This window comes from Paenibacillus septentrionalis (assembly GCF_042659865.1).
Lineage (GTDB): Bacteria > Bacillota > Bacilli > Paenibacillales > Paenibacillaceae > Pristimantibacillus > Pristimantibacillus septentrionalis.
Genome location: NZ_JBHSTE010000004.1, coordinates 350,100 through 373,319, shown reverse-complemented (window position 1 = coordinate 373,319; position 23,220 = coordinate 350,100). Strand labels below are relative to the sequence as shown.

The 23,220-nt window shown below is 43.7% G+C and carries 23 protein-coding genes; 7 read left to right on the top strand and 16 right to left on the bottom strand.

What is annotated here, in order from left to right; translation table 11 throughout:
- The first annotated feature begins 106 nt into the window (after window positions 1-106).
- Together ACFP56_RS13510 and ACFP56_RS13505 are read left to right on the top strand one after the other, a co-directional pair.
- The gene (locus ACFP56_RS13510) at window positions 107-1,018 is read left to right on the top strand and encodes an AraC family ligand binding domain-containing protein (RefSeq protein ID WP_379235319.1); all 912 of its coding nucleotides are present in this window, start codon (window positions 107-109) and stop codon (window positions 1,016-1,018) included.
- Window positions 1,019-1,056: 38 nt separating this feature from the next.
- Window positions 1,057-2,280, top strand: a complete 1,224-nt coding sequence (locus ACFP56_RS13505) for an NAD(P)/FAD-dependent oxidoreductase (RefSeq protein WP_379235317.1) — start codon at window positions 1,057-1,059, stop codon at window positions 2,278-2,280.
- Between the two features lie 60 nt (window positions 2,281-2,340).
- On the opposite strand, the gene ACFP56_RS13500 is transcribed toward ACFP56_RS13505, so the two are convergent.
- Window positions 2,341-2,868 carry a hypothetical protein gene (locus tag ACFP56_RS13500; RefSeq protein ID WP_379235315.1) on the bottom strand — a complete coding sequence of 176 codons (528 nt, stop codon included), beginning with the start codon at window positions 2,866-2,868 and terminating at the stop codon, window positions 2,341-2,343.
- 192 nt (window positions 2,869-3,060) lie between these two features.
- Here ACFP56_RS13500 and ACFP56_RS13495 point away from each other — a divergent pair, with 192 nt between their 5' ends.
- Window positions 3,061-4,254: a magnesium transporter CorA family protein gene (locus tag ACFP56_RS13495; protein WP_379235313.1), complete on the top strand. Its 1,194-nt coding sequence runs from the start codon at window positions 3,061-3,063 to the stop codon at window positions 4,252-4,254.
- A 90-nt stretch (window positions 4,255-4,344) separates the two neighbouring features.
- On the opposite strand, the gene ACFP56_RS13490 is transcribed toward ACFP56_RS13495, so the two are convergent.
- Window positions 4,345-5,316, bottom strand: coding sequence for a Gfo/Idh/MocA family protein (locus ACFP56_RS13490; protein ID WP_379235311.1), 972 nt, complete (start codon window positions 5,314-5,316; stop codon window positions 4,345-4,347).
- Window positions 5,317-5,494: 178 nt separating this feature from the next.
- Here ACFP56_RS13490 and ACFP56_RS13485 point away from each other — a divergent pair, with 178 nt between their 5' ends.
- Window positions 5,495-6,310: a lipase family protein gene (locus tag ACFP56_RS13485; RefSeq protein WP_379235309.1), complete on the top strand. Its 816-nt coding sequence runs from the start codon at window positions 5,495-5,497 to the stop codon at window positions 6,308-6,310.
- Here the strand turns inward: ACFP56_RS13485 and trhA are convergent.
- The 9 genes from trhA to ACFP56_RS13440 all read right to left on the bottom strand — a co-directional run bounded on the left by trhA (window position 6,307) and on the right by ACFP56_RS13440 (window position 12,456).
- On the bottom strand, window positions 6,307-6,954 hold the full coding sequence (trhA, locus tag ACFP56_RS13480; RefSeq protein ID WP_379235307.1) for a PAQR family membrane homeostasis protein TrhA: 648 nt from the start codon (window positions 6,952-6,954) through the stop codon (window positions 6,307-6,309). The genes ACFP56_RS13485 and trhA overlap by 4 nt on opposite strands.
- Window positions 6,955-6,971: 17 nt before the next feature.
- A complete protein-coding gene (locus tag ACFP56_RS13475) occupies window positions 6,972-7,697 on the bottom strand; it encodes a hypothetical protein (protein WP_379235305.1) in 726 nt (241 codons plus the stop codon).
- A gap of 154 nt (window positions 7,698-7,851) precedes the next feature.
- Entirely contained in the window at window positions 7,852-8,037 is a 186-nt protein-coding gene (locus tag ACFP56_RS13470) for a hypothetical protein (protein ID WP_379235303.1), read from the bottom strand.
- A gap of 85 nt (window positions 8,038-8,122) precedes the next feature.
- Window positions 8,123-8,467 carry a LapA family protein gene (locus ACFP56_RS13465; RefSeq protein ID WP_379235301.1) on the bottom strand — a complete coding sequence of 115 codons (345 nt, stop codon included), beginning with the start codon at window positions 8,465-8,467 and terminating at the stop codon, window positions 8,123-8,125.
- A 97-nt stretch (window positions 8,468-8,564) separates the two neighbouring features.
- Complete coding sequence (locus tag ACFP56_RS13460) at window positions 8,565-9,068, bottom strand: VanZ family protein (RefSeq protein ID WP_379235299.1); 504 nt, start codon at window positions 9,066-9,068, stop codon at window positions 8,565-8,567.
- Window positions 9,068-9,937, bottom strand: a complete 870-nt coding sequence (locus ACFP56_RS13455; protein ID WP_379235297.1) for a M15 family metallopeptidase — start codon at window positions 9,935-9,937, stop codon at window positions 9,068-9,070. The genes ACFP56_RS13460 and ACFP56_RS13455 overlap by 1 nt, the downstream gene beginning before the upstream one ends.
- A gap of 87 nt (window positions 9,938-10,024) precedes the next feature.
- Complete coding sequence (locus tag ACFP56_RS13450; protein WP_379235295.1) at window positions 10,025-11,146, bottom strand: sensor histidine kinase; 1,122 nt, start codon at window positions 11,144-11,146, stop codon at window positions 10,025-10,027.
- Window positions 11,139-11,822 carry a response regulator transcription factor gene (locus ACFP56_RS13445; protein WP_379235293.1) on the bottom strand — a complete coding sequence of 228 codons (684 nt, stop codon included), beginning with the start codon at window positions 11,820-11,822 and terminating at the stop codon, window positions 11,139-11,141. Before ACFP56_RS13445 ends, ACFP56_RS13450 begins: the two co-directional genes overlap by 8 nt.
- A gap of 73 nt (window positions 11,823-11,895) precedes the next feature.
- Entirely contained in the window at window positions 11,896-12,456 is a 561-nt protein-coding gene (locus tag ACFP56_RS13440; protein WP_379235291.1) for a hypothetical protein, read from the bottom strand.
- A 293-nt stretch (window positions 12,457-12,749) separates the two neighbouring features.
- On the opposite strand from ACFP56_RS13440, the gene ACFP56_RS13435 reads away from it, so the two are divergent.
- Complete coding sequence (locus tag ACFP56_RS13435) at window positions 12,750-13,715, top strand: acetylxylan esterase (protein WP_379235289.1); 966 nt, start codon at window positions 12,750-12,752, stop codon at window positions 13,713-13,715.
- Between the two features lie 74 nt (window positions 13,716-13,789).
- On the opposite strand, the gene ACFP56_RS13430 is transcribed toward ACFP56_RS13435, so the two are convergent.
- On the bottom strand, window positions 13,790-15,301 hold the full coding sequence (locus tag ACFP56_RS13430; RefSeq protein WP_379235287.1) for an ABC transporter substrate-binding protein: 1,512 nt from the start codon (window positions 15,299-15,301) through the stop codon (window positions 13,790-13,792).
- Window positions 15,302-15,421: 120 nt separating this feature from the next.
- Window positions 15,422-17,287 carry an LTA synthase family protein gene (locus ACFP56_RS13425; RefSeq protein ID WP_379235284.1) on the bottom strand — a complete coding sequence of 622 codons (1,866 nt, stop codon included), beginning with the start codon at window positions 17,285-17,287 and terminating at the stop codon, window positions 15,422-15,424.
- 181 nt (window positions 17,288-17,468) lie between these two features.
- On the opposite strand from ACFP56_RS13425, the gene ACFP56_RS13420 reads away from it, so the two are divergent.
- A complete protein-coding gene (locus ACFP56_RS13420; protein ID WP_379235282.1) occupies window positions 17,469-18,158 on the top strand; it encodes a DUF4190 domain-containing protein in 690 nt (229 codons plus the stop codon).
- Window positions 18,159-18,176: 18 nt separating this feature from the next.
- Window positions 18,177-18,953 (top strand): exodeoxyribonuclease III, encoded by a 777-nt coding sequence (locus tag ACFP56_RS13415; RefSeq protein ID WP_379235280.1) that lies wholly within the window; start codon window positions 18,177-18,179, stop codon window positions 18,951-18,953.
- A gap of 78 nt (window positions 18,954-19,031) precedes the next feature.
- Here the strand turns inward: ACFP56_RS13415 and ACFP56_RS13410 are convergent, their stop codons facing one another.
- The 3 genes from ACFP56_RS13410 to ACFP56_RS13400 are packed head-to-tail and all read right to left on the bottom strand — an operon-like array spanning window position 19,032 to window position 23,056.
- Window positions 19,032-19,391 carry a hypothetical protein gene (locus ACFP56_RS13410; protein ID WP_379235278.1) on the bottom strand — a complete coding sequence of 120 codons (360 nt, stop codon included), beginning with the start codon at window positions 19,389-19,391 and terminating at the stop codon, window positions 19,032-19,034.
- 21 nt (window positions 19,392-19,412) lie between these two features.
- Window positions 19,413-21,320 (bottom strand): ABC transporter ATP-binding protein, encoded by a 1,908-nt coding sequence (locus tag ACFP56_RS13405; protein WP_379235276.1) that lies wholly within the window; start codon window positions 21,318-21,320, stop codon window positions 19,413-19,415.
- A complete protein-coding gene (locus ACFP56_RS13400; RefSeq protein ID WP_379235273.1) occupies window positions 21,317-23,056 on the bottom strand; it encodes an ABC transporter ATP-binding protein in 1,740 nt (579 codons plus the stop codon). Before ACFP56_RS13400 ends, ACFP56_RS13405 begins: the two co-directional genes overlap by 4 nt.
- Between the last annotated feature and the right edge of the window lie 164 nt (window positions 23,057-23,220).

Sequence of the window (23,220 nt, the reverse complement as noted above, 5' to 3'; positions counted from 1 at the left end):
CTTTATTTTACACAAGCTAAATGGTGGCAAGTGAAATCAATATGGAGTAATGTGACTTTCGCTTCATATGCGTATACGTTACAATGAGCATAAGGAGGGATCAGATATGTTTAAACCTTCATTTCATCAACCTGATGACAGCAGGTCTAATGATCAGGCTTCACATAAGCATGAAAGCTACCGTGTCTCTTCCAACCCCAGCATGGAAGTGAATCACTCACTGCATGTCTTATTCGCAGGCGAAAGTCAGACTCAGCCGAATCATCGACTTGGTCCCAAGGTGTATAGCTTTTACTTAATGCATATCGTACTGGATGGTTATGGAAGCTACGTCACCGAACAGCAGCGCTACGAGCTTAAAGCTGGAGATACCTTTCTCATTCGACCAAACCAGCTGATTTCTTACGAGTCAGACTCACAGCATCCCTGGCGTTATCGCTGGGTCGCATTTACTGGCGAGCAGGCAGAACAGCTCGCAGCAATAGCTGGCTTTATACCTTCCTACGAAGTAGTATCTTTAGATGACTACCATAAAACAGCGGAATACTATCAGCAAATATTAGAAGCTTTTCGAGAAGGTCATGCCACCTCCACCATTCAAGCTTCAGGCCTATTGCAGCTCATTATGTCAGATTACGGAAAAAAGCAGCACCTTGAAGCACAGCTGCTTCCAAGCTCACACCGAGCTGAGCAGCAGCTTCACAAACAAATGGTTCATTACCTTACATCTCAATACACCCATCCCGTTAGCATTGAGCATATGGCGGAAGCGTTTGGCTACAACCGGGCCTACCTGTCTCGACTGTTCAAGCAGAAGGTTGGAATGCCGCCGAGCACCTTTTTATTGAATTTGCGCTTGGACCATGCACGCCATATGCTGCGCGAACGTCCAGAGCTAACGATTGAACAAGTTGCAGCCTCAGTAGGCATCCAGGATGCGCTTTATTTTTCCAAGCAGTTTCGCAAGGCGTACCAGCAATCTCCGACAGCCTACCGCAAACGAGTATTAAAGGAATAGCGTTTATGGGCATACTGTGCCTAGAGGTGAAACGATCTATGAAAGAGCTTCATACGGAAGCTGCCTACTGGTGCACATTTGACACAGGTATAACACAATGGCCTCAGCTAACGTCATCCTGCTCTACCAAAGCGCTTGTTGTTGGAGGCGGTATGTCGGGGCTGCTGACCGCTTATATGCTGCATGAACGCAATATTGATTTTATATTAGTAGAAGCAAAAGAAATTTCCGAAGGAAGCTCGCTAGCGAGCACAGGCCTGCTGCAATACTGCAGCGATATGATGCTCCATGAGCTGCGAAAGCATATCGGCAAGCAAAAAGCTGACTTGTTTTATGTAAGCTGCTTCAATGCTGTCAATCAGATCGGAAATATAGCTAAGCGGATAGAAGCAGAAACAGGCGACGTTCAGCTTCATACGCGAAGCAGCCTGCAGCTTTGTTCAGAGCCAATCGATGCGCTAAAGCTGGAAAAAGAATATGAGGCATTATCGAGTCTTCAGCTGCCTTGTGAACTGTGGGATCAGCAGCGGATCGCCCGCCACTTCCCATTTTCCAAACGCTCGGCTCTGATTACACACCAGGATGCGGAAATTAATCCTCATCTGTTTGTTATTCGTCTGGCCCAATTTTTAAGTAAGTATAATCAAGCAATATTCGAACGCTCCAAGATGACAGGCTTTGACAAGCTTGCTGATGGGAGCTATCAAGTAACGATCAATAACGAGCATCGCATCCATGCAGAATACATCATTCATGCAGTTGGTTATCACTATGAGCAGCTTCAACAGCCCCAGCTTAACTTTTTTATTAATCGTTCGTATGTACTTGTGACTGATCCGATTGATGATCTGAGCTTTTGGCATGAGCGAATGCTAATCTGGGAAACCGCACGTCCATATTTATATATGAGAACTACGAAGGATTCACGTATCGTTATTGGCGGGCTCGATGAGAGATCCTCCATACTAAATGAGAAGGACGCCTTACAAAAAAGTAAACAGCTGCTTTTGGAGCTGAATAAGCTTTTTCCAGCTACAGAAACAGGTATAGCCTATTATTGGAACGCTTACTTCCATGAGCCTAAGGATGGTTTACCGTACGTCGGTTCTGATCAGGATGATCCCAAGCGTATATATCTATTAGGATACGGAGGAAACGGGATGGTATACAGTATGCTTGGAGCTAATCTAATTGCCCAAATAATAAGCGGAGCGATGGAACAGCCTGAGCTTGCGTCTATTTTATCTGTAACCCGAACATAAAAAATTTGCCCTCACCCTTACTCCATTATTAGCAGGAATAAAGATGAGGGCTGCTCTTGTTTATTCACGGTTGTTCAACACTTCAACTGCACCTGTAAAAGCAGCATGCTGAGAAGAATCTGATAACCCCATTGATAAATTTTCAAAAATCCCCTCATCATACTGGTCTTCAGTAATACATACAACACATTGACCTGCTTGAAGCGCAATCATGCAGCGCTGAGCAAGCTCCTCGCTAAGCCCATATTCCAATAATGAAGGAACAGCATGCTCTTGCTCAAAGTCCTCTTGAACGATGCCTGGAATGCCTCCAATCGGAACCTGCACTGGTGTGGTCTGCGGAGTAAAAAAAGGAACGATAAAGCCCTGATCAGCAGACGCGTTCCAATCATTCTCCTCGTGATTGGCGCTCGTGATTTCACTTAACAAGTCGATATGAATCGCTGTCTCCGCATTAAGCAAGCGACTATGCTCAACGTTGGATACAAGTACACGTAGCTGACTGGCTGGAACTCCAGAGCCTTCTAATCTGCGCAAGCCCTCAGCGGCGGCATGCTCACTTTCAAATAATAATACCTTCGTGATCATAGCTACCCTCCAATTTACAATCTTATGCTCAGTGTTGTTATGCCCAATTAGCTTAGTTACCAATCATGCTGTCGAATTTTTATAGATAAGTTCTAATAATGTATTATTTAAGCGATATGGTTGTGCCTGCATTTCGGTTGCGATATGATGGTATGTAGATGTTTTACGTGATTAAAGGAGGTTGCAGAGCTGTTGATCCATCGAAATCTTCGTTATATGGCGGGCTGGGAATGGCATGTTCTGCAGCTTAAGCATTTATCCGTGGCCTCTCAACGACGCCAGCATGCCCGTTCCAAATCGATCACGACTTCCCTGAGCACGTCAGATGGACGTTATAGCAATGAAAAGCGAGAGCTTATACAAAGCTATCCAGAAGCTGCAATCTGGATTAATGACAGCTATGAACGCTTTGCCAATCAAATTTTGATCCAGAAGATTGAAGGGTTCGGCCCTGTTGTCCAAGGGACGATCATGGTACAGCTGTCTGATGATGAAAAGGATCTTGTCCCTTTTCATTTCTGGCTGTCATCTACGAAGCTGATTACGATGCAGCGTGATGCACGCATCCCGCTTCGATTGCAGCATATAGACTCGCTCGAGCAGTATGAGCGCTGCCACAACGCACCAGAAGCATTTTTTCTCATGCTAGGCACGCTGCTAGAAAGCCTGCATGTCGGGCTTGATCAATTCGAGAAACGTCTTGGACAATTAGAGCAGGATATGAAGGAACGTAATCGCAAGGATCTGATCGATATGATTATTGATAGGCGATATGAGCTGCTACACTACAGTCACTTATACTTACCGATTCGTGAACTGGAGGGCTTGGCCAAGGAGGCATTTCTTGAACAATTAATTGCCAGCGAAGGCTATCAGCGTATCCAGTATCGTTTGCAACGCATTGATAATCTGCTGAAGCATTATGCGATTGAAATTGACACATTAATTTCTGTAGACGATGCATTATCCAACTTTAGGGGCAACGAAATCATTCGTACACTAACGATTTTTACAGCAGTTTGTTTGCCTGCAACGATAATCGGTGCGATTTGGGGAACAAACTTTATCAATTTGCCCTTTAAAAACGAGCCGCAAGGATTCTTCTACATGCTCGCAGTAATTGTGATGATTACCGGGTTCATCTATTTCATGCTATGGAGGAAAGGCTGGACCGGTGATATATTGCTAACAAGAAAGAAGCGGCAATCAATAAAAGAAACGAAATTGAATGATATTATATTCGATAAGCAGCAGCTTGAAACGGAGCAAGAGGAACTGCCTTCACGAAAGCATAGGAATAAGACAAAAAAGCAGCGTAAGGAAAAGCCGAAGTCAGTTTTACAGTTGAGTGATGACCCGCTTCCTTCGCGAAGCAAGCGAAAATAAAGAAATTAAATAAGTAATTATGACAAAGCAAGGCCCTTCATTCATCATGAAGGGCCTTTGCTTTGCACAGCTATGTAGTGTTCATGGCTGCTAAGCCAGTTTAATTACATTCCCGCTCGCCGCTGAAGCATTAGCTGCCATCGTGACACGATGTGTTTGGCATGCATCCTCATAGCTGGAACGAATCTGAGAAGCATCACCAGTTCCAACAGCATGCAGAAAAGCCTTCATCTGCTTCTCATAAGGATTGCTGCGGTTTTTATATTCAATAATCTTATCGGCTGTATGATCCTTCACACCGCCATGTGTAATCTCAAGTTTTCCTTCATTCGTATAAATATGTAAGCCACACTGCTCACCTGCCGGAATAATACAAGTATTGCTAATCGTAGCAACGCTTCCGTTAGTCAGCTTCAACGTTACAGTACCTGCATCTGCGACATTCGCATTTGCATCCTGCGTGCTTAAAATGCCCTCATGATAAGCTGCATATACTTCTGTCACTTCACCAACCGTATAGCGAAGCAAATCGACAATATGTGTCGTTTGTTCCACAAATTGACCGCCGGAGCGCTCCTGTCTGCGCCACCAGGTTCCGCCTGGCGCGCCCCCCATCCAGTAGCCTAATGAAAGTGCAAGCTGTCGATTAGCGAGCAGCTCCTTTGCCCTTTCTGTTCCATCCATATAGCGGAAATGATAGCCGACCGACGTAATAAGTCCTTTTTCTTGGATTCTGGACAGCAGCTGATGGGGCAATTGCTCTTCGCTTGATAATGGCTTTTCGATGAAAAATGGAATGCCTCGTTCAATACATAGCTCCTCGAACATGCCATGCGCAAATGGCGGGGTGCATATGTACACAGCATCCAGCATATGCGCATCGAGCATCGCAGTTGCATCGCCGTATCCTTTCGCATGTGGCAGCTTGGCTGCAAAGGAATCCGCCTTTTGCTTTGAGCTTCCCGTAATCGCGACAATGTCCACATCATCCTGCTGCGTGAGTAGTCTTGCATGCATATCCGAAAACCAACCGGTACCGATTAAGCCAATATTCAACGTCATGCTATCCCCTCCTAAATGCTTCAACACACCTGCATCAAGCTGCAAGTTCTTTCATTATAACGAAAAAATGGAAGCGCTGTCCATTCTTATCGCTGTAATTCTTTCTATTCCGCAGTTACCCATTTCATAGTCTCTACATATACTGTCATACTTACCACAGATGATCGGAGGGTTCAACATGTCTCAAAAGCGTATTGTTTATGAGCCTAACTATGAAAGTGCATTATTTCTTGCTGCACTATGCAATCAAACGTATGTTCAGTTTGCCAATAAAGAGACCGGAGCCTTTATTAAGCCTGATCACTATGATTTAATTGGGTCCATCATGACAACAGAGTTCGGCATAGACAATGACCGCTACGGATTCGTACTGTCTTCCGAGCAGCACTCTATCATTGCGTTTCGTGGCAGCAGCACGTCTATAGACTGGGTGCATGATTTCATTGCGCAGCAAACTGAATATCTTCCGAAAAAAAATGCCGGCTATACCCATAAAGGGTTTACCGACATTTATTACATGCTTCGCCAGCAGGTTATGGAGCTGTTGAGCGAGGTAGATCCATCTCATACGTTGTATATTACCGGTCACAGCCTGGGAGGTGCGCTAGCGACACTTGCTGCTCTCGATATCGCGACGAATACGCCATTTCATGGTCCTATTGTCTATACGTTTGGAGCGCCGCGTGTTGGCGATCCAGCCTTTGTCAGAGCGTATAACTATACGGTGCCCGTACACTGGCGTTTTCAGAATAAGTACGATATTGTGCCGCATTTGCCTACTCTCGTCTATCATTCACCACAAACAGATGAAACGTACTTCTATCTCCACGTGAAAGGCGAGGTTCAGCGTAATTTTCGGCAGGGCTCCATTTCCACGAATCACATTATGAGCAGCTATTTTCATGATTTAGCCGAAGATATGCCAGATATCGCACAAGCGATTTGTTCAAGTCCTCTTGGCTTTTGTCCAGTTGCGTTGGAGCTTGAGCTTTAAGCAACAGGCAGGACGTACAGAATAATGGAGAAGAAATGGATTACTGAGCCTGCAAGCACAAACAAATGCCATACCGCATGATGATAAGGGAAGCTTCTCCACATATAAAAGATTGTTCCGACTGTATACAACACGCCACCGATCACAAGCAGCTTTAAGCCTTGCGGGTCAAAATTCGTTGTTAACGGCTTCCACGCAAATACGATGCACCAGCCCATTAAAATGTACAGGATCGTGGATGTAAACAAAAAGCGGTTGGCAAACATCGACTTAAAGATGATACCAAAAACTGTTAACCCCCATACAATCCCAAATAGCACCCAGCCTAAAGCACCTTGTATAATATGAAACAAAATTGGCGTATAGGTTCCTGCTATAAAAATGTAAATACATGAATGGTCAATCGATTCAAACACACGCTTTGCCTTCCCTTCAGGAAAGCTATGAACAAGTGTTGAAGCTGTATAAAGCAGCACCATTGAGCTGCCATATATCGTAAAGCTAACGACATGAAGCGCAGTCCCTTTAATCGCAGCAAATACAATGAGCAGCACAAGTGCCGCTATACTTAGCAAAACGCCTATCCCATGTGTAATGGCATTAGCGATTTCTTCACCCTTCGAATAGGTGTGTGTATTAGCCACTACGTCACTCCTTACTATTAACGAACTACGTTAAGTGTAGCGGATTCAAGCCATTCATTCAAGCAGCTGTCAATTCGGAGTAACGTTTTGTCCAGGTTGCATGTACTTAGCTCATCTGTAAATGGAGACATATGTCTAAAATAATCAGCATGTCCTCCAATCGTATTTACGCCAATAATGCGACCAGGCGCATACTTTTTAGAATCCCATTGCGGAATCGGCAATTGATCCTGTCGAACGGTCCATCCTCCCCAGCTGCCGAGCTTAGTTATCGGATCTTTGAATTTCCCATTTTCATCAATCGAATGGATATAGCTAACTTTTTCCCGTAATGGCGGTATAATGCGTGTTTTCGGTGAGCCAATTTGGATAACCTTTATATCGATCGGCAATTTTTCCTCGTAAATTTTACGTGCGATCTGATAAGCCGCTACGCCACCCCCGCTATGTCCAATCATTAACAGCTTTTGTACGCTAGCGTGAGGCTCAATTCTGTTCCATACCTTTCGACCACCAATTCCCGCATTGTACGCATATGAGGATAAATCAGCCCTCACCTCCATTAATTGCAACAATAAATTCCTTTCCATCTCTCCGTATGGAAATAGCAGCTCAATGTCTGGTGTAACGCCTTTCTCTTGAAGCTTTTGCTGCAAGCGCTGCTGCAATGCATGAAATGCGCTCGGACTTGTCTTTACACCAGCTAGCAAAAATACTTTTAACGATGATTGACTAGCTTGCATCTGTCTTCCTCCGAATGAATTGGTATTTAGCATATTTACATTATGCTGGGAACAATATAAATTCATGCAGCGAAATAATTTCCTTCATTTGCAATCCATACAAAAAAACGCCCTTAAAAAAGAGCGTTTTGTGGTTGCAAGCGTGGCGTGATTACTATACGCCCATTTTCTTGCGTTGATTATTAACTTTTTTTGTGTTTTGACTGACGAGCTTTTTCGTTCCAGTAGACTGCTGCTGTTTTCCAGATAGCCCTTGCTGCTGCTGCTTGCGTGCAGCGAGCAATTGCTTCGCACGTTCAGCCTGACTTAGTGGCTTTTCTTGATTTGATTCTTGCGACATTCTATACACCTACCTTTTAGGCAACTATACTCTTATTGTACTACATTGTTTTCATAAAAATAAAGCGTACTTAAAGGTTAACTTTTTACTTATTACTCCCTTGTTCATTCTCATTCAAAGAAGGCTCATCCAACTTCCATTCTTCCTGCCCCTCCTGCTCTGGCGTTGCTTGCAGGCTGTGATTCACAACGTCATGCAGCTGCTTTTCCAGCTGCTTAAGCTTTCGTTGAAGCATGAATACCCGTATCATACCAAGGGACCCTACCGCAAGTCCTCCAAACAACGTGGAGATCATTATGACCAGTATAAGCGGTGTGCTTGTTGAACCAAATAAATAATTAACCTGTACAGCGTCAACATTTATAACTGCAAATACGGCTATAATTAACGCAAACAATAATCCGAGAATGAGCATCCATTGGCTTTTCATCTTGATCCCTCCTGCTACTAGATTCTCATACTACAAGCAGTTAGTAAAGCCTTCCAGTATTAAATATAGTGTAAGCATCATCAAGAGGAATCATACGTTATATACTCTCTTCTGCAGTCACTGCTTTAGCTGGCCCCCTAAGCCTGAAAACGATGAGGGCAAGGAGCCCTCCGACTGCTCCGCCTGAAGTATTGAGAAGTAGATCATCAATATCAAATGATCCCATAAGCAGAAACAGCTGCAGGCTTTCTAGAGACAAGCTGATTATAAACGAGACGAAAACCGCATTGGTAAACGGGTGCTTTGCATACAAGATCGCGGCTATAAGGCCAGTCGGTATAAATATTGCAATATTGCCATACAGATTTAACCACTGAATAGGGGCGAGATTTCTCGAAAAGCTTTCCTTAATCGTTGCAAACGGCGTAAAGTTAGCTGTAAGCCATCTTCCTTCCAGCATCGACGGGCGCTCCATAACCAGCTGTATCTGCTGCACGATGCTATTCAGTTGCGGGATCGATATTTTAAATAAAATGATCACTAACAGCATGTACACATTTAACGCGAATACAGCATAAAGCAAAACTCTTCTCAGCCCCATTATGATTCCTCCGTCCATGAGGTAACAATGATTCCCCCTCTGTTATCGCCAGAGATGTCATATTGACTGTGTTGATCCAGACTTATTGATATAAGAGGCTGATAGCTGTAATACGACACTTTATAGCTTATGCCCATTAGCTTAACGGAAAGCTCCTGCCGCTCTGCCAAATACTCTATATATTCCTCTAATACAAGATCACGGTCCTTCATTATCATGCTATGCGGTAACCCTACGTATCGAAAATGCCACGGCTCGTAGGCAATTTTCGTAATATGACGCTTATGCTCAGGATAACGCAAAATAAATCCGTACTGAGGGCCATATTCCTGCAGCCATTTGCCTTCGGGAGCTGTTTCCATTTTGGACGTTAACGAGCTAATATCAAGAGCTAGCCCGCTGTTATGCTCACTGAAACCAGCAGGCAGTGCATAATCGCTTCCTGTCTGCTCGTAGAGCTGCTTTTGCTGCTCTAGACTGCGAAAGCCACTGGTCAGCAAGAAATTCTGCAGATGATCATCTTGAGCGGCTTTCACCATCATATCGTATGCATCCAATACGTGCTGGGAAAGAGTTAGCTCTTCCCCCTCCAGGGCATATCCAGCCTTTAGCGCATATTCTCGGTCAATCATGACCAGATCATCCGCAATTCCAGCGTCATGCAGCTGATAATCCCCATTAATGAGCAGCAGCTTTCCCTTATATACCTGCTCAGGATCGATTTCAATCGTAACAATAGATTCTTCGTCGGCATACCTCTCCTCGGAATGATAACGATCTAACTCCCTTTGAGGCTGATCCTTTTGCAGCTGCTGCCCTACTATTACAATAAAGACTAACATCGTCAACATAAAAAACCACTTTTTCACTGCAAACTCTCCTTTGAACAATATACCGTTATCGTAAAGGAAGGTTTTAAATAAAAAAGTGGGATAAATCTTAAATTTTTCTTAAAGTTACCTGATGACTGGAAATTTGATTGTAAAGCGCGTTGCCGTGACATCACTATGCACTACAATTGTACCACCGTGCTGCTCAATAATATTTTTCGCTATATACAAGCCGAGGCCCGTACTGCCTTCCTTGTGCATGCGAGATTGGTCACCGCGGTAGAACAAGTCGAAGATATGCCCCATCTCTTCCTCTTCAATCATGCTGCCATAATTGGTTACGACCACTTCAACTGCGTCTGCGGTGCGTTCTGCTTGTACATCTACATACAAGCCATCACTTCCATAACGAGCTGCATTGCTAAGTAAATTTTCAAATACACGAGCAAGCAGCTCTCCGTCTCCATTGATCATAAGCTTTTCATCCAGCTGCATTCTTCCCTCTACACCATACGCTTCAAATACAGGAAGCATTTCCTCCATGAGCTGAGCAAGCAATTCTGCAGCGTCTATTTCCTTTAGTTGTACAGTAAGATGACCATAGTTCATGCGTGTAATTTCAAACAGCTGCTCGATCAAGCTTTCCAGCCGCTTGGACTTGGCATAGGCGATCGATGTAAAATGCTTGCTGCGTTCAGCATCTAGCGTTTCATGCTGCAAAATATAGCCCAAATATCCAATAATAGAGGTCAGTGGCGTCCTAAGATCATGAGCCAAATTCATAACAAGCTGATCCTTGCTTTGCTCAGCAACATCTCCCCTGCGTGTAGCCTCCTGCAGCTTTTCCGCTGCACGGTTAATATCATCTGCAATTTGCTGAAGCTCATCATTAGTTGAAAGCTCTACCCGCTTCGTAAAGTCTCCGCTTGCCAAGTGGTGAATGCCTTGGGATATGTTATCAAAATATTTCACATAGGGCTTCGTAATCATATAAAAGATGACAATTGAAAGCGGAATAAACAAGAGCAAAAACACATTAAGATCGCCGATTTTCGATATCCAATGTCGCCATCCTGCAAGTGGATCTCCTAAGTAAACATTGCTTCGGTAATAATATCTCAGCGCTAAATAAATCAGATAGGTAATCGCACCAGATATAAGCATGCTGATGACAAATGCGCCAAGCATTTTTGTTCGAAAGCTTCCTGTTACATGCAGCGCTCCTACATCGCCAGTCCGATTAGCCATTAAAGCTGTACCCCACTCCCCATACTGTTTTTATCCATTTATTTTTATCGTCTCCAAGCTTTTTGCGAAGCGTACGAATATGTACCATAACGGTATTGGCTGACTCCATATACGTCTCTCCCCAAACCTGAACAAAAATATTTTCTGTGCTGAATACTTTTCTTGGATGCTGAGCAAGCAGCAGCAAGATGTCAAACTCCTTAGGCGTAAGCTCTACTTCTCGGTCATAAAGCTGTACACTTCTCGTATCCATATCAATCCGCAAGCCATTACGATCCAGCACAGCCCCTTCAGCAGGCTCTGAACGTGCTAACAGACGATAGCGTCGCAGTTGTGCGTTAACACGCGCTACAAGCTCCATTGGATTGAACGGCTTTGTCATGTAATCATCTGCTCCAATGACCAGTCCCGTAATTTTATCCATATCAGTCGTTTTGGCACTCAAAAATATAATCGGCATTGAATGATGCTCTCTTAATTTTTTCGTCACCTCTAACCCATCCAGCTCGGGCATCATAATATCCATAATAATGAGATCAACATGATGATTACTCGCATATTGCAAAGCAGTCAAACCATCGTGCTTTACAATTACCGAATAGCCTTCCTGTTCCAAATGCATTGCGACCAACTGAGCAATATGCTCATCATCTTCAGCTACTAATATTTTTACCATCTGTTCCGCCCCTAGCTTTCATGTATTGACTATATGATTATATAAAAAAAGCATCCCTTTGTGAAAAGGATGCTTAAGCGGTACGAAACTGCTTTCTGCGCCGTGTTCGATACAGTGTTCCAATATAGGCATGAATGCTGCCCTGATAAACCAACTCCAGCCTTGCCTCCATAAAATCAGCAGGCTTTGTCAGCGTCGGCTGCTTATTAATAATGTTGACATTTGCATTTTGCAAAACACTGTTAACAAATTGAGAGCAGAAATAATGATTGTTCCGCTGCCATGGTACGCCGAACCAAACAGCAAATATACCAAGGAAGTTATAGCGATATTTTTCTTCATCCTGCATAAAGCCGGAAATTTGCTCACGTATGCTCAAAAAGGCCTGCTCATCAATCTTAAGTTTATAGATTCTACAAGGTGAGTTCTGAAAAAGCGGTCCCCGCACATCCTCCTGCACAAAGCCTCCAATCCATGGATTGGCTTGATCCTTCCGTCCAAAGCTGTATACCTCTCTAAGCTCTGAGTCAAAGGCTATGGAGACATGACAAAACTGTTCACCAGTACATAACTGTATAGAACGAGCAAGCAGCGTGCCTGTATTTGTTAGCAAAATATATATTTCCTTCTCCATATCAATTGGAACCCCCCGAATACTTCTAATTATCTTAACATTACCTTAAGATATGTTCGGATGTAACCGCCCAAGGTATTAACTCCATACTAGACGAAAGTCGGAAAGAATCATCCAGCTTTTTACAGTATGTAATGATTTTACTCCATTTTTAAGAGACAGTAAATAGACCAAATATATGCATTTCATAACTAATTTAATAGATTCCAAGATCTTATTGTACAGCTGCTATAATTGTGGCACAATGCAATTAGCAGGACGAAAATGATCAGAATAGAAAGGAAGTAACACTCATGCCACAACCGTATGATTTACCGTTGGAACAGCTGCGTCAATATAAGCCTGACTCTACAGCTGCAGCTGATTTTGATTCATTCTGGGAAGAAACACTAGCAGAGCTTGCCAATGTGCCAATTTCCTTTGAAAAACATGAAATCGCTTACCCCGTCAAGGGATTAAAGGTTTATCGAATACTCTATAAGGGCTTCAATAACGCCCAGATTGAAGGCGTTCTTGCTATGCCTGATCAGACCGAGCCTTTGCCTGGCATTGTTGAGTTTCACGGCTACAACTGGGTCAATGACGGTGATGTCCATCATGTCGTTAACCTCGCTTTAAAGGGTTATGCCGTGCTTCGAATGTTCTGCCGAGGACAATTTGGCGGTTCCATTAATAATGTAATTGCGAGCAATGGTCATAATTCAGGATGGATGACACAGGGTATTCAAAATAAATATGAATACTACTATCGCGGCGTATATATGGACGCGGTTCGCGCAATTGAAGTGCTGGCTGCACAACCTGAGGTAGATGTCAAGCATATCGCGGTTACAGGCGGCAGTCAAGGAGGAGCGATTACGCTTGCGGCGGCAGCACTATCAGATATTCCTGTATTAGCTGTTGCTGATTATCCATATCTAAGCAATTTTGAGCGCGCTATTGATGTAACACCTAACGGCCCATATTATGAGTTGAATGAGTATTTTAAGCGTAATTCTAATTCGCCTCAGCTTGAGGTGAATGCCAAACATACCCTATCCTACTTTGACATCATGAATCTTGCACCGCGCATCACATGCTTTACCTGGCTGACCGTAGGATTAGTAGATGATATTACACCACCATCTACTATATTCGCTGCCTACAATCATATGACATGCAGCAAAGATATTGAGGTATATCGTTACTATGGTCATGAGCAGGCGCCTGCGTCTATCTTCACCCGCTTGCAGCTGTTCAGAGACTATCTGCAAAACTAACACATAATAAACGAGCTAGCCCCGTATGAATTGTCTTCATGACGAGCTAGCTCGTTGTCTATAGCTTCTAGGAGCTATTCTTCAACAATCTCTTCTGCTTCTGTTGTTTCTCCTGCTTCATCACGCGCTAGGTCATCCATTGGAAGAATCTCCATGCCACCGCCGCCGCCGTTATTGTATTGCTCTTCCCAATATTTATCCATTTCCTCTTGCGTCATCATGCCCTGAGCCAGTAGTTCATTTCCTTTAATTTGCAGTGTTGATAGCGCTTCTGCTACGGATGTTTCGCCGCTTGCAACCTTTGCCAACTGCTGTTGCATATTATTGTAGAATTCAAACTGGAAGATCTGAGGAACGTTCGTTGCATTGTTATTGTTATAATATGAAGACGGACGGACTTTATAAAACGCCTCGTAGTTGCGATCCCCATCTTTCTTCATGTACGCAGTTCGAAGTGGCATGCTTCCGTATGTCAGCTTAGATCTAACACGTGCAAATTCATCGCCTGTAATATACGATATAAAATTCCAAGCCTGATCGATATTCGTTGAAGCATTGTTGATTGCAAAAATATTATCATAGTTTACATAGCTCGACTCTTCCGGATTAGAAGAGCTAACTGGAGCTGTAACGATATCCCAATTTTGAATCAAATCCTCAGGATTTTGTGCATATGTGGATAGATTCTCTAATTCGTTGATCAAGTAATTGCTTTCAAGTTGCATTGCTAATTTTCCAGCAAAAAACGCATTTTGCTGATAATAATCTGTGTATTCCATAGTTTGATTTTCCCACATAATGCTATCATAAAATAGGGTATTCGAATTCATAACAGACACCGCAGTCTCCACAAGCGAGTTCCATGCTGGCGTGTCAATTGTCATCTGCAGCGTTTCTGCATTGAACATTTGAAGGTTTTCGCCTTGTGCCAAGGTTTGAACAATATCAGCCAGTTCTTTGCTCCAGGCCATTTTCAATCCGTAAATGCGGTCAGGATACTCACCGTCTGTCGGGAACATTTGCGCAAGGCTAATAAGCTCTGCCCAAGTCATTTGGTCAGTTGGATAAGGAACGCCATATTCATCAAAAAGGTCTTTATTATAGTAGATAACCTGACTATACGTACTAGTAGGAATACCATACAGCTTGCCGTTGCCGATCGTTTTCATCGAATCAAGAATGCCTGGTACCAGGCCAGCAGCATTATATGATTCTTGATTTACAAAGTTTTCAATGTCATACAGCTTGCCTTCATCACCTAAAGAAGAAAGCTGTGCAGGACTTACCATAACAATGTCAGGATTTTCTTCCTCTATGAATTGCAAATAAGCCTCATTATAGTCGATTTCCTGTTCACTCGCTTTTTCATAAATACCGTTTGTATTCACGACTTCAATCTCTACATTAGGATACACTGCACTGAACAGCATGCCGTACTCCGAATAGAAAGAATTTTCATCATAATACATAACCTTTAGCGTTGCAGGCTCCGCTTCCTGTTTGCTGTTGCTTTGTCCGAAGCTGCAGCCCGCAAGCAGCGCTACCGACATACAGACTGCTACACTCGTCTTCATCCACTTTTTCATTGTGAGTATCCACCCCTCATTTTTCTTCACTCTGCCTCTTAAAACGAAGCTGCTCGGAAAAAGGTTGCAGGATTTCCAACAATTTCTGAAATTTTTCTCATATTTTTTAGGACAAGGTACTTAATCTGTAGTTCGCTCCGGATAATGCGAGGTATACAGGTCTGAAAGTGACATGATTTCCATGATATAATGATAATCTTTCTCCATATCCGCGGTCAGCTTAACCGATTGAAGCGTCTCAAGCGAAATCGCTTGACCGTCCTTGAAGCTTTGCCCGGGCACAAAAAGCACTTCGTCGTTAAAGAAGCTGCCTGTTGGCAAATAGTAGCGAACACCCACAATATTAGTTATTGTATTCAGCAGGTCTGATCCAAACATTACCAGCTCTGTGCCTTGCTCCGTTATACCAAGCAAGTTGAGTACAGTTGGCATCATATCGATCTGTCCGCCGACTTGTTCGATTCGCTCCCCTTCAATGCCTGGCGCTTTAATGAACAATGGGATGTTCATTCTTGATACCGTATCGTGATAGGAAATTCCTAGCTGCTCACTTACCCAACTAGCTGCATTATCCTTAGGCTGCAATCCAAAATGATCCCCGTAGATCATTACAACGCTTTTCTCCAGCAAGCCGCTTGTTTCAAGCTGCTCCATAAACGATTTCAGTTGTTGATCGACATAGCGCATCGCCTGCAGGTAATGGCCTAGCTGTGTATCGACCAGCTCCTGTGGCAGCTCCAGCTGCTGATACTGCTCGGGTATTTTGAACGGATGATGACTGGATACAGTGACCATCTGTACATAGAAAGGCTGATTGCGCTGGTCTAGCTCCGTCATTTTTTGCACAGCAACTTTAAACAGCTGCTCATCTGAAGCCCCCCAGCTGTTGAATTCATCGTTTTCGAAGCTTGGCTTATCGTAATAACGAGTAAAACCGAGCGCGGGATACATTTCATTCCGGTTCCAGAACGTTACGTCATTGACATGAAACGTATAGGATTCATAGCCATGCTGCTCGAGCAGTCTAGGCAAGCTGTATGCCTTTTTTCCTGTGAGCTGCTTGCTTGTAGACTGAGCAGCATTTGGATAGGCTCCTGTATTCATTAGATATTCTGCATCCGATGTATTCCCTTCTGCTATTTGCTGATAGATGTACGGAAAATATAGACTTTGTTGAGCTAGTTCATTCAAATAAGGAGTGATGGTCTGTCCATTGACCTCAAGACCAATCACGAAGTTTTGCATGGCTTCTACCTGCACGACTATCACATTGCTATCCTTGGCAACGCCACGGTACAGTTGCTGTTCAGGATGATTTTGCTCTTCAAGCCATGCTCTCACCTGCTGCTGAAGGTCATTCAACTCATCCTGTGTTAAATCAGCACTATTCACTGTCTCTGTCTTGCCGACAACGAATTGATACGTAAGGACGCCAAGTCGTTTAGCAAGTGCATGGCTGTTTTCGATAGAACGACTGCCGAGCAAACTCATGACAACTACAAGCAGACAAATTGTCGCGGTTATCAGCGCAGCTCTTCTAGGACGCCAAAAGCTCTCCTTGGAAAATGTCCACTGAATCGAGCGCTGTCGCTTTTGACGCGATACGAGCAAAAGAATAGCTATAATCGGGAAATCAATATAAAACAATGCCATATAAGGCTCAAGCGAAGACCGAATGCTTTCTCCTATTTGTCCAACCTGATTAAGATTCGATAATGTGAGGTATGAAGGCACATTTCCGTAATAACTATAATAAATGGCTACTGAGAACCATATCGTAGATATAGTAATCGCTATAATCGTCTGAAAAACAACGCGCCATCTGCCTATCCAAATACAAGCTGGCAATGCCATAAGCAGGCCTACTGCTGCTGTATCGGATGCAATTCCATTCCAGGATAGGTCATCGAGTACCATGACACGAAATAATATGAGCTTCAAGCCTAACGTTATCATCCAAACGATTCCAAGATTTAAAGATTTCATTGCTTCACTCCCTAGCTTTAACTGCTTCCTTTACAATCTCAATAAATTGCATTATTCACTTAGTTGAAGATGTTGTCAACTTATTCGTAGCATTTCAAGATATTGGATATTCAATTGTTGAATAATCTAATCTTTGTTATGATAGGAAGCATAACTACGTATCTCTCAAGGAGGATTATGAATGAGCGAGCATTCCAATAATGAGGGGCCTTTTGACAATAATGCTAATCCGTCACAACCGAAGCCGTCGGCCACTGATTCAACGAAATCAACAGCTGAACAGGATCAACATAGGCGTTATGATCAAGAACCACAGCGTCAAGAGGAACAGCCTCATCAGCCATACACGCAAGCTGGATATCAACAGGCGCCATATGGGCAGCAAGATGCCTATTCTTATCAGCAATCTCCAAATCAACAAGGAAGCTATCAGCAAGGACAACAGACACAGTTTCAGCAGTCTTACGGTCAACAGCAGCAGCAAAATCCTTACCAGCAGGAGCCTTACACTCAGGGACAGTACCAGCAGGGACAATACAATCAATATCAGTATCCGCCTCAACCTAACGGCAACCCATATCAGCAGCCTGTCTATATAGCAAAAAAAACAAATACTAAATCTATTGTTGCCCTTATTTTAGGCATAGCATCCATCATGCTTCCATACATCGGATTTTTTATTGGCATAGCGGGAATCATCGTTAGCTCTCTTTCTCTCAAAGAACTGAAGCAGCGTCCTGAGGATGGAAAAGGTCTTGCAATTAGCGGTCTTGTTACAAGTATTATCGGTACACTGATCTATGGTATTATTTTATTTATTTTCGTATTAGCCATTGCCTTTTTTGCTGAGTCGAACAACTACTATTATTAAACTTAAAGGAACTACTACATGAACAACGAACTAACATTTGTATCCTGGAACGTGAATGGCCTGCGTGCATGCGTTACGAAGGGCTTTCTCGACCATTTTCATAGCTATGACGCTGATTTTTTCTGTCTTCAGGAAATCAAGTTGCAAGAAGGGCAAATTGAGTTAGATCTTGGCCCTGAATACAAGTTGTTTTGGAATTATGCTCAGAAAAAGGGCTACTCCGGAACCGCTATTTTTACGAAGCATGAACCGATTTCTGTACACTACGGAATCGAGGATAACGAAGAACCTGAAGGTCGTATCATTACGCTGGAATACGAGTCCTTCTTCTTAATTACGGTGTATACGCCGAATTCAAAGCGTGACTTGTCTCGTTTGGACTACCGGCTTGAATGGGAGCAGCGCTTTGCCAGCTATGTAACAGAGCTTAAGTCGAAAAAAGCAGTCATTATTTGCGGTGATCTCAATGTTGCTCACCTTGATATTGACGTTAAAAATGCGAAGTCTAACATCGGCAATTCCGGCTTTACAGCTGAAGAACGAGCATGTATGTCCGCTCTTCAGAAGCAAGGCTTTGTAGACAGCTTCCGTCACTTGTACCCCGAACTCGAGGATCGCTTTACGTGGTGGTCTTTCATGGCCAAGGTTCGTGAACGGAATATCGGTTGGCGGATCGACTATTTCCTAGTCTCCGAGCAGCTGCAAAACCATATCATAGAGGCAACGATTGAAGATCACGTCATGGGCAGTGATCATTGCCCGGTAACCTTAAAGCTGGCGATAGATGTTTCATAATTGAGTCTTTTACGATCAAAACAGCCTTTGTCATATGAACGTATGCGTTCATAGACAAAGGCTGTTTTTTTGTATTATTTACTCCGGCTTTTGGTTAAGTGGAATTCGATATTCCGAATGTGTTTCAATGATGTGCTCGCCTTGGTCAAACACCCAGCTAAAATGAAAAGAATTCCCTTCATAGCCAGTACGCATACGAATGTCCGGCACAATGACGGTATCCATGTTGGATTCAATAATTTGCTCCATTTCCTTCAACCGCTTCAACGTTTCATGAGCCAGCGGCAATGCTTCTTCCTCCGGCATGGACTGTAAAAAATAAATTTCGGCGATATCCTCATCCGTCAGTCCATCCTCCAGCACGATTCCGCTGCCGCGAAACACTTCTCTTACGATGCTGACCCAGTCTGCGACCAGATCTATTTCAATGTCATACATGTCTGCCTCTCCAATCTCATGTTAATACTGTTCCATCTCGACTTCGCCAGAACCGCCGCCTGCAAATTGGCTCTGATACAGATCCGCATAGAATCCGCCAGCTGCCAGCAGTTCTTCATGTGTTCCTTGTTCAATAACTGTCCCCTGGTTCATAACCAAAATCCGATCCGCATCCTTTATTGTCGATAAGCGATGCGCAATAACGAAGCTCGTTCTGCCTTGCATCAGGTTATGCATGGCCTGCTGAATATAGAGCTCTGTTCTTGTGTCAACGCTGCTTGTTGCTTCGTCCAATATAAGCATCGGAGGATCAGCAAGGATCGCGCGAGCAATCGTTAATAGCTGCTTTTGACCAGAAGATATGTTGGAAGCTTCCTCATTCAGTACCGTATCATAGCCCTCTGGCAGCGTTCGAATGAAATGATCTGCATGTGCAGCCTTCGCTGCTATAATAATCTCTTCCTCTGTCGCACCTGCTCTTCCATAGGCAATGTTATCGCGAATTGTGCCATTGAACAACCATGTATCCTGCAGCACCATTCCAAACAATGACCGAACATAGGAGCGGTTGAATGAATCAATTGGCTGGCCATCAATCGTAATACTGCCGCCTTGAATATTGTAAAAACGCATAAGCAGATTAACAAGCGTCGTTTTACCTGCACCTGTAGGACCAACAATTGCGATCATTTGCCCGCTTCTGACATCCAGGTTCAGATCGTTCATCAGCAGTTTGTCATTGGAATAACCGAACTGCACATGCTGAAATTTTACGTGCCCTTGCGGATGATCCAGCTTCTTCTCAGCCGATGCGCTCTCTTCCTCTATCTCCTCATCCAGAAGCTCGAATACGCGTTCTGCAGAAGCAATCGTAGATTGAATGATGTTCGCGATATTAGCCGTTTGCATAATTGGCTGTGTAAACTGTCTCGCATATTGAATGAATGCCTGTATATCCCCTACTGTTATAACTTTTTGCGTAATTTGAATGCCGCCGACTACGCAAATTAAAACGTAGCCAATATTTCCAATAAAACTCATCAGCGGCATCATTATACCTGATATGAATTGTGCCTTCCAGTTGGACTCGTACAGCTTGTTATTCATATTGCGGAATCGTTCAATTGATTTTTCCTCACGTCCGAATGCCTTAACAATAAGATGACCAGTATACATTTCTTCGACGTGTCCATTCAGCTGTCCCAGTTGATCCTGCTGATTTTTGAAGTGACGCTGTGATTGCTTGGCAATTAACCCAATAACGATAAAACTTAGCGGCAGCGTCAAAATTAGAATCAGCGTTAACAATGGACTGATTGTAAGCATCATAATGATAATACCAACAAGCGTCACGATTGACGTAATCATTTGCGTTAAGCTTTGCTGAAGCGTATTGGCGACATTGTCAACGTCGTTAACGACACGACTCAACAGATCGCCATTGGATCGCGAATCATAAAATTTCAGCGGAAGCCTTCCCAGCTTTCCATTAACATCCTCACGTATCTCATAAACAACCTTCTGCGCGACCTTCGCCATTAAAAACTGTTGCAAAAATGCAAAAAGCGAGCTTATCACATAAAGCAGGGCCAGGATCGCCAATATAAAGGCGATTTGCTTAAAGTCGATCGCTGCGCCCGGGACATTGTTAGCCTTCGCCATCCAGCCATCAAGCAGCACATCGGTCGCCTCTCCCAACACTCTCGGGCTGACAATTGAGAAAAGCGTGCTAAGTATAGCCGTTAAAAAAACAATGAATAAGCGGACACGGTAAGGCTTCAAGTAATCTAGCAGACGCTTAAGTGTTCCCTTGAAGTTCTTCGCCTTGGCACCCGGCAGCATCATGCCTGGCGGGCCACCATGTCCTGGTCCTGGAGGACGTCCTCCTGGAGGCGCGCCATGACTGCGCTCATGCTGTTTCTCACTCATGCGCTTTCCTCCTCTGACAGCTGCGATTGAACGATTTCACGATAAACATCGCATGTTTGCAGCAGCTCTTGATGAGTGCCTTTTCCTACGATAACGCCCTCATCAAGGACAATAATTTGCTCGGCATACATGACCGTGCTTACACGCTGAGCGACAATAATCATCGCAGCGTCATGCACATGCTCCTTTAATGCAGCTCGCAGCGCCGCATCTGTCTTATAATCAAGCGCCGAGAAGCTGTCATCGAACAAGTAGAGCGATGGCTTGCGTACAAGCGCCCGTGCAATGGACAGTCGCTGCTTCTGCCCGCCAGAAATATTCGTTCCTCCTTGGGACAGCATCGTATCAAAACCATCCTCCATGCGCTCTATAAATGGTAGTGCCTGTGCAATCGCTGCCGCTTCTCGCACCTCTGCATCCGTTGCATCTTCCTTGCCATAGCGGATATTTTCCGCAACGCTGCCACTAAAAATTGTTGTTTTTTGTGGCACGAGCGCCATGCTATTGCGAAGCTCGTCCAGCTTCCAATCCTTCACATTGATCTGATTAAACAGTACTTCTCCTTCATTGCAATCGAAAAAACGCTCAATTAAGTTAATGATCGTCGTTTTTCCTGAGCCGGTGCCTCCTATAATCGCCGTTACCTCGCCCGGCTTGCACTCAAAGCTTAAGCGCTCTACTGCCGGCTTCTCAGCGCCAGGGTACATAAAGCTCACATTTCTAAATTCTACCGTTCCATTGAAACCAGAAGCTGCTGCTGTACCTTGCTTCGGTGAATCAGACTCTGTGATCGACGCTTCCATATCAAGCACCTCATTAATACGAACAGCAGAAACTTGAGCGCGCGGAATCATCACAAACATCATCGACATCATGACAAGCGAAAACATAATTTGCATCGCATATTGAATAAATGCCATCAGGTCACCAATCATCATTTCATTCATATCGATACGCTTGCTTCCGAACCAAACGATAGCAATAATGCATATATTCATAATCAGCATCATAACCGGCATCATAAACGCCATAATCTGATTGACTTTAACGGCAGTGTCCATCAAATCTTTATTCGCACCGGTAAAACGCTCTGCTTCATATGACGTACGATTAAAAGCACGAATAACACGAATGCCCGTTAGCCCTTCACGCAATACGAGATTCATACGATCCAGCTTTTTCTGCATAATCTTGAAGTATGGCATCCCAAAACGAACAATAATGAAAATAGCTAAAGCCAATATCGGCAGCACAACGAGCAATACCATCGAAAGCTGTACGTCCTTGTACAAGGCCATAATAATACCGCCTATACACATTAACGGTGCCATAACCATCATACGCAAAATCATCAGCACAACCTGTTGAACCTGATTAATATCATTTGTTGTACGTGTGATCATCGAAGCTGTACCAAGCTTGTCAAATTCTTGGATCGAGAAGCGTTCCACCTTACTAAAAGTATCCAATCTCACTTCCTTGCCAAATAATGCTGATACCTTGGAGGCATACAAGCTAGCCAGTACGGACACGACTGTTCCAAGCACAGACACGACAAGCATAAAGCCCCCCACTTTCCATATGTAGCCCGTATCGCCTTGTATTATTCCGTTGTTCACGATGTCTGACATTAATGTTGGAAGGTACAGGTCGGCAAGCGATTGCATTAAAATGAGAATTATAATACCAGCAATCGTGAACCGATACGGCTTCAAGTAACGCATCAAGCGAAGCATCGATCAATCCTTCTTTCTATTATGGCGCATATGTCCATTACATAATGGTAGACTAACAATATCAACAACTATCGTATGATCTTATAGCCAAATTATATCAACTTTAGCTTCTGCCATTCAACTTTTCAAAAAGTCGTGCGATTCTTGTCATTTACATTACAGGT

Coding starts and splice junctions, on each gene's coding strand:
- ACFP56_RS13475 (WP_379235305.1), bottom strand. CDS start 7,697: ATGCAAGCTAGTCAATCATCGTTAAAAGTATTTTTGCTAGCTGGTGTA.
- ACFP56_RS13445 (WP_379235293.1), bottom strand. CDS start 11,822: ATGGTAAAAATATTAGTAGCTGAAGATGATGAGCATATTGCTCAGTTG.
- ACFP56_RS13400 (WP_379235273.1), bottom strand. CDS start 23,056: ATGCTTCGCTTGATGCGTTACTTGAAGCCGTATCGGTTCACGATTGCT.
- ACFP56_RS13505 (WP_379235317.1), top strand. CDS start 1,057: ATGAAAGAGCTTCATACGGAAGCTGCCTACTGGTGCACATTTGACACA.
- ACFP56_RS13485 (WP_379235309.1), top strand. CDS start 5,495: ATGTCTCAAAAGCGTATTGTTTATGAGCCTAACTATGAAAGTGCATTA.
- ACFP56_RS13490 (WP_379235311.1), bottom strand. CDS start 5,316: ATGACGTTGAATATTGGCTTAATCGGTACCGGTTGGTTTTCGGATATG.
- ACFP56_RS13470 (WP_379235303.1), bottom strand. CDS start 8,037: ATGTCGCAAGAATCAAATCAAGAAAAGCCACTAAGTCAGGCTGAACGT.
- ACFP56_RS13415 (WP_379235280.1), top strand. CDS start 18,177: ATGAACAACGAACTAACATTTGTATCCTGGAACGTGAATGGCCTGCGT.
- ACFP56_RS13500 (WP_379235315.1), bottom strand. CDS start 2,868: ATGATCACGAAGGTATTATTATTTGAAAGTGAGCATGCCGCCGCTGAG.
- ACFP56_RS13465 (WP_379235301.1), bottom strand. CDS start 8,467: ATGAAAAGCCAATGGATGCTCATTCTCGGATTATTGTTTGCGTTAATT.
- ACFP56_RS13450 (WP_379235295.1), bottom strand. CDS start 11,146: ATGGCTAATCGGACTGGCGATGTAGGAGCGCTGCATGTAACAGGAAGC.
- ACFP56_RS13420 (WP_379235282.1), top strand. CDS start 17,469: ATGAGCGAGCATTCCAATAATGAGGGGCCTTTTGACAATAATGCTAAT.
- ACFP56_RS13425 (WP_379235284.1), bottom strand. CDS start 17,287: ATGAAATCTTTAAATCTTGGAATCGTTTGGATGATAACGTTAGGCTTG.
- ACFP56_RS13410 (WP_379235278.1), bottom strand. CDS start 19,391: ATGTATGACATTGAAATAGATCTGGTCGCAGACTGGGTCAGCATCGTA.
- ACFP56_RS13510 (WP_379235319.1), top strand. CDS start 107: ATGTTTAAACCTTCATTTCATCAACCTGATGACAGCAGGTCTAATGAT.
- ACFP56_RS13460 (WP_379235299.1), bottom strand. CDS start 9,068: ATGGGGCTGAGAAGAGTTTTGCTTTATGCTGTATTCGCGTTAAATGTG.
- ACFP56_RS13440 (WP_379235291.1), bottom strand. CDS start 12,456: ATGGAGAAGGAAATATATATTTTGCTAACAAATACAGGCACGCTGCTT.
- ACFP56_RS13405 (WP_379235276.1), bottom strand. CDS start 21,320: ATGAGTGAGAAACAGCATGAGCGCAGTCATGGCGCGCCTCCAGGAGGA.
- ACFP56_RS13435 (WP_379235289.1), top strand. CDS start 12,750: ATGCCACAACCGTATGATTTACCGTTGGAACAGCTGCGTCAATATAAG.
- ACFP56_RS13430 (WP_379235287.1), bottom strand. CDS start 15,301: ATGAAAAAGTGGATGAAGACGAGTGTAGCAGTCTGTATGTCGGTAGCG.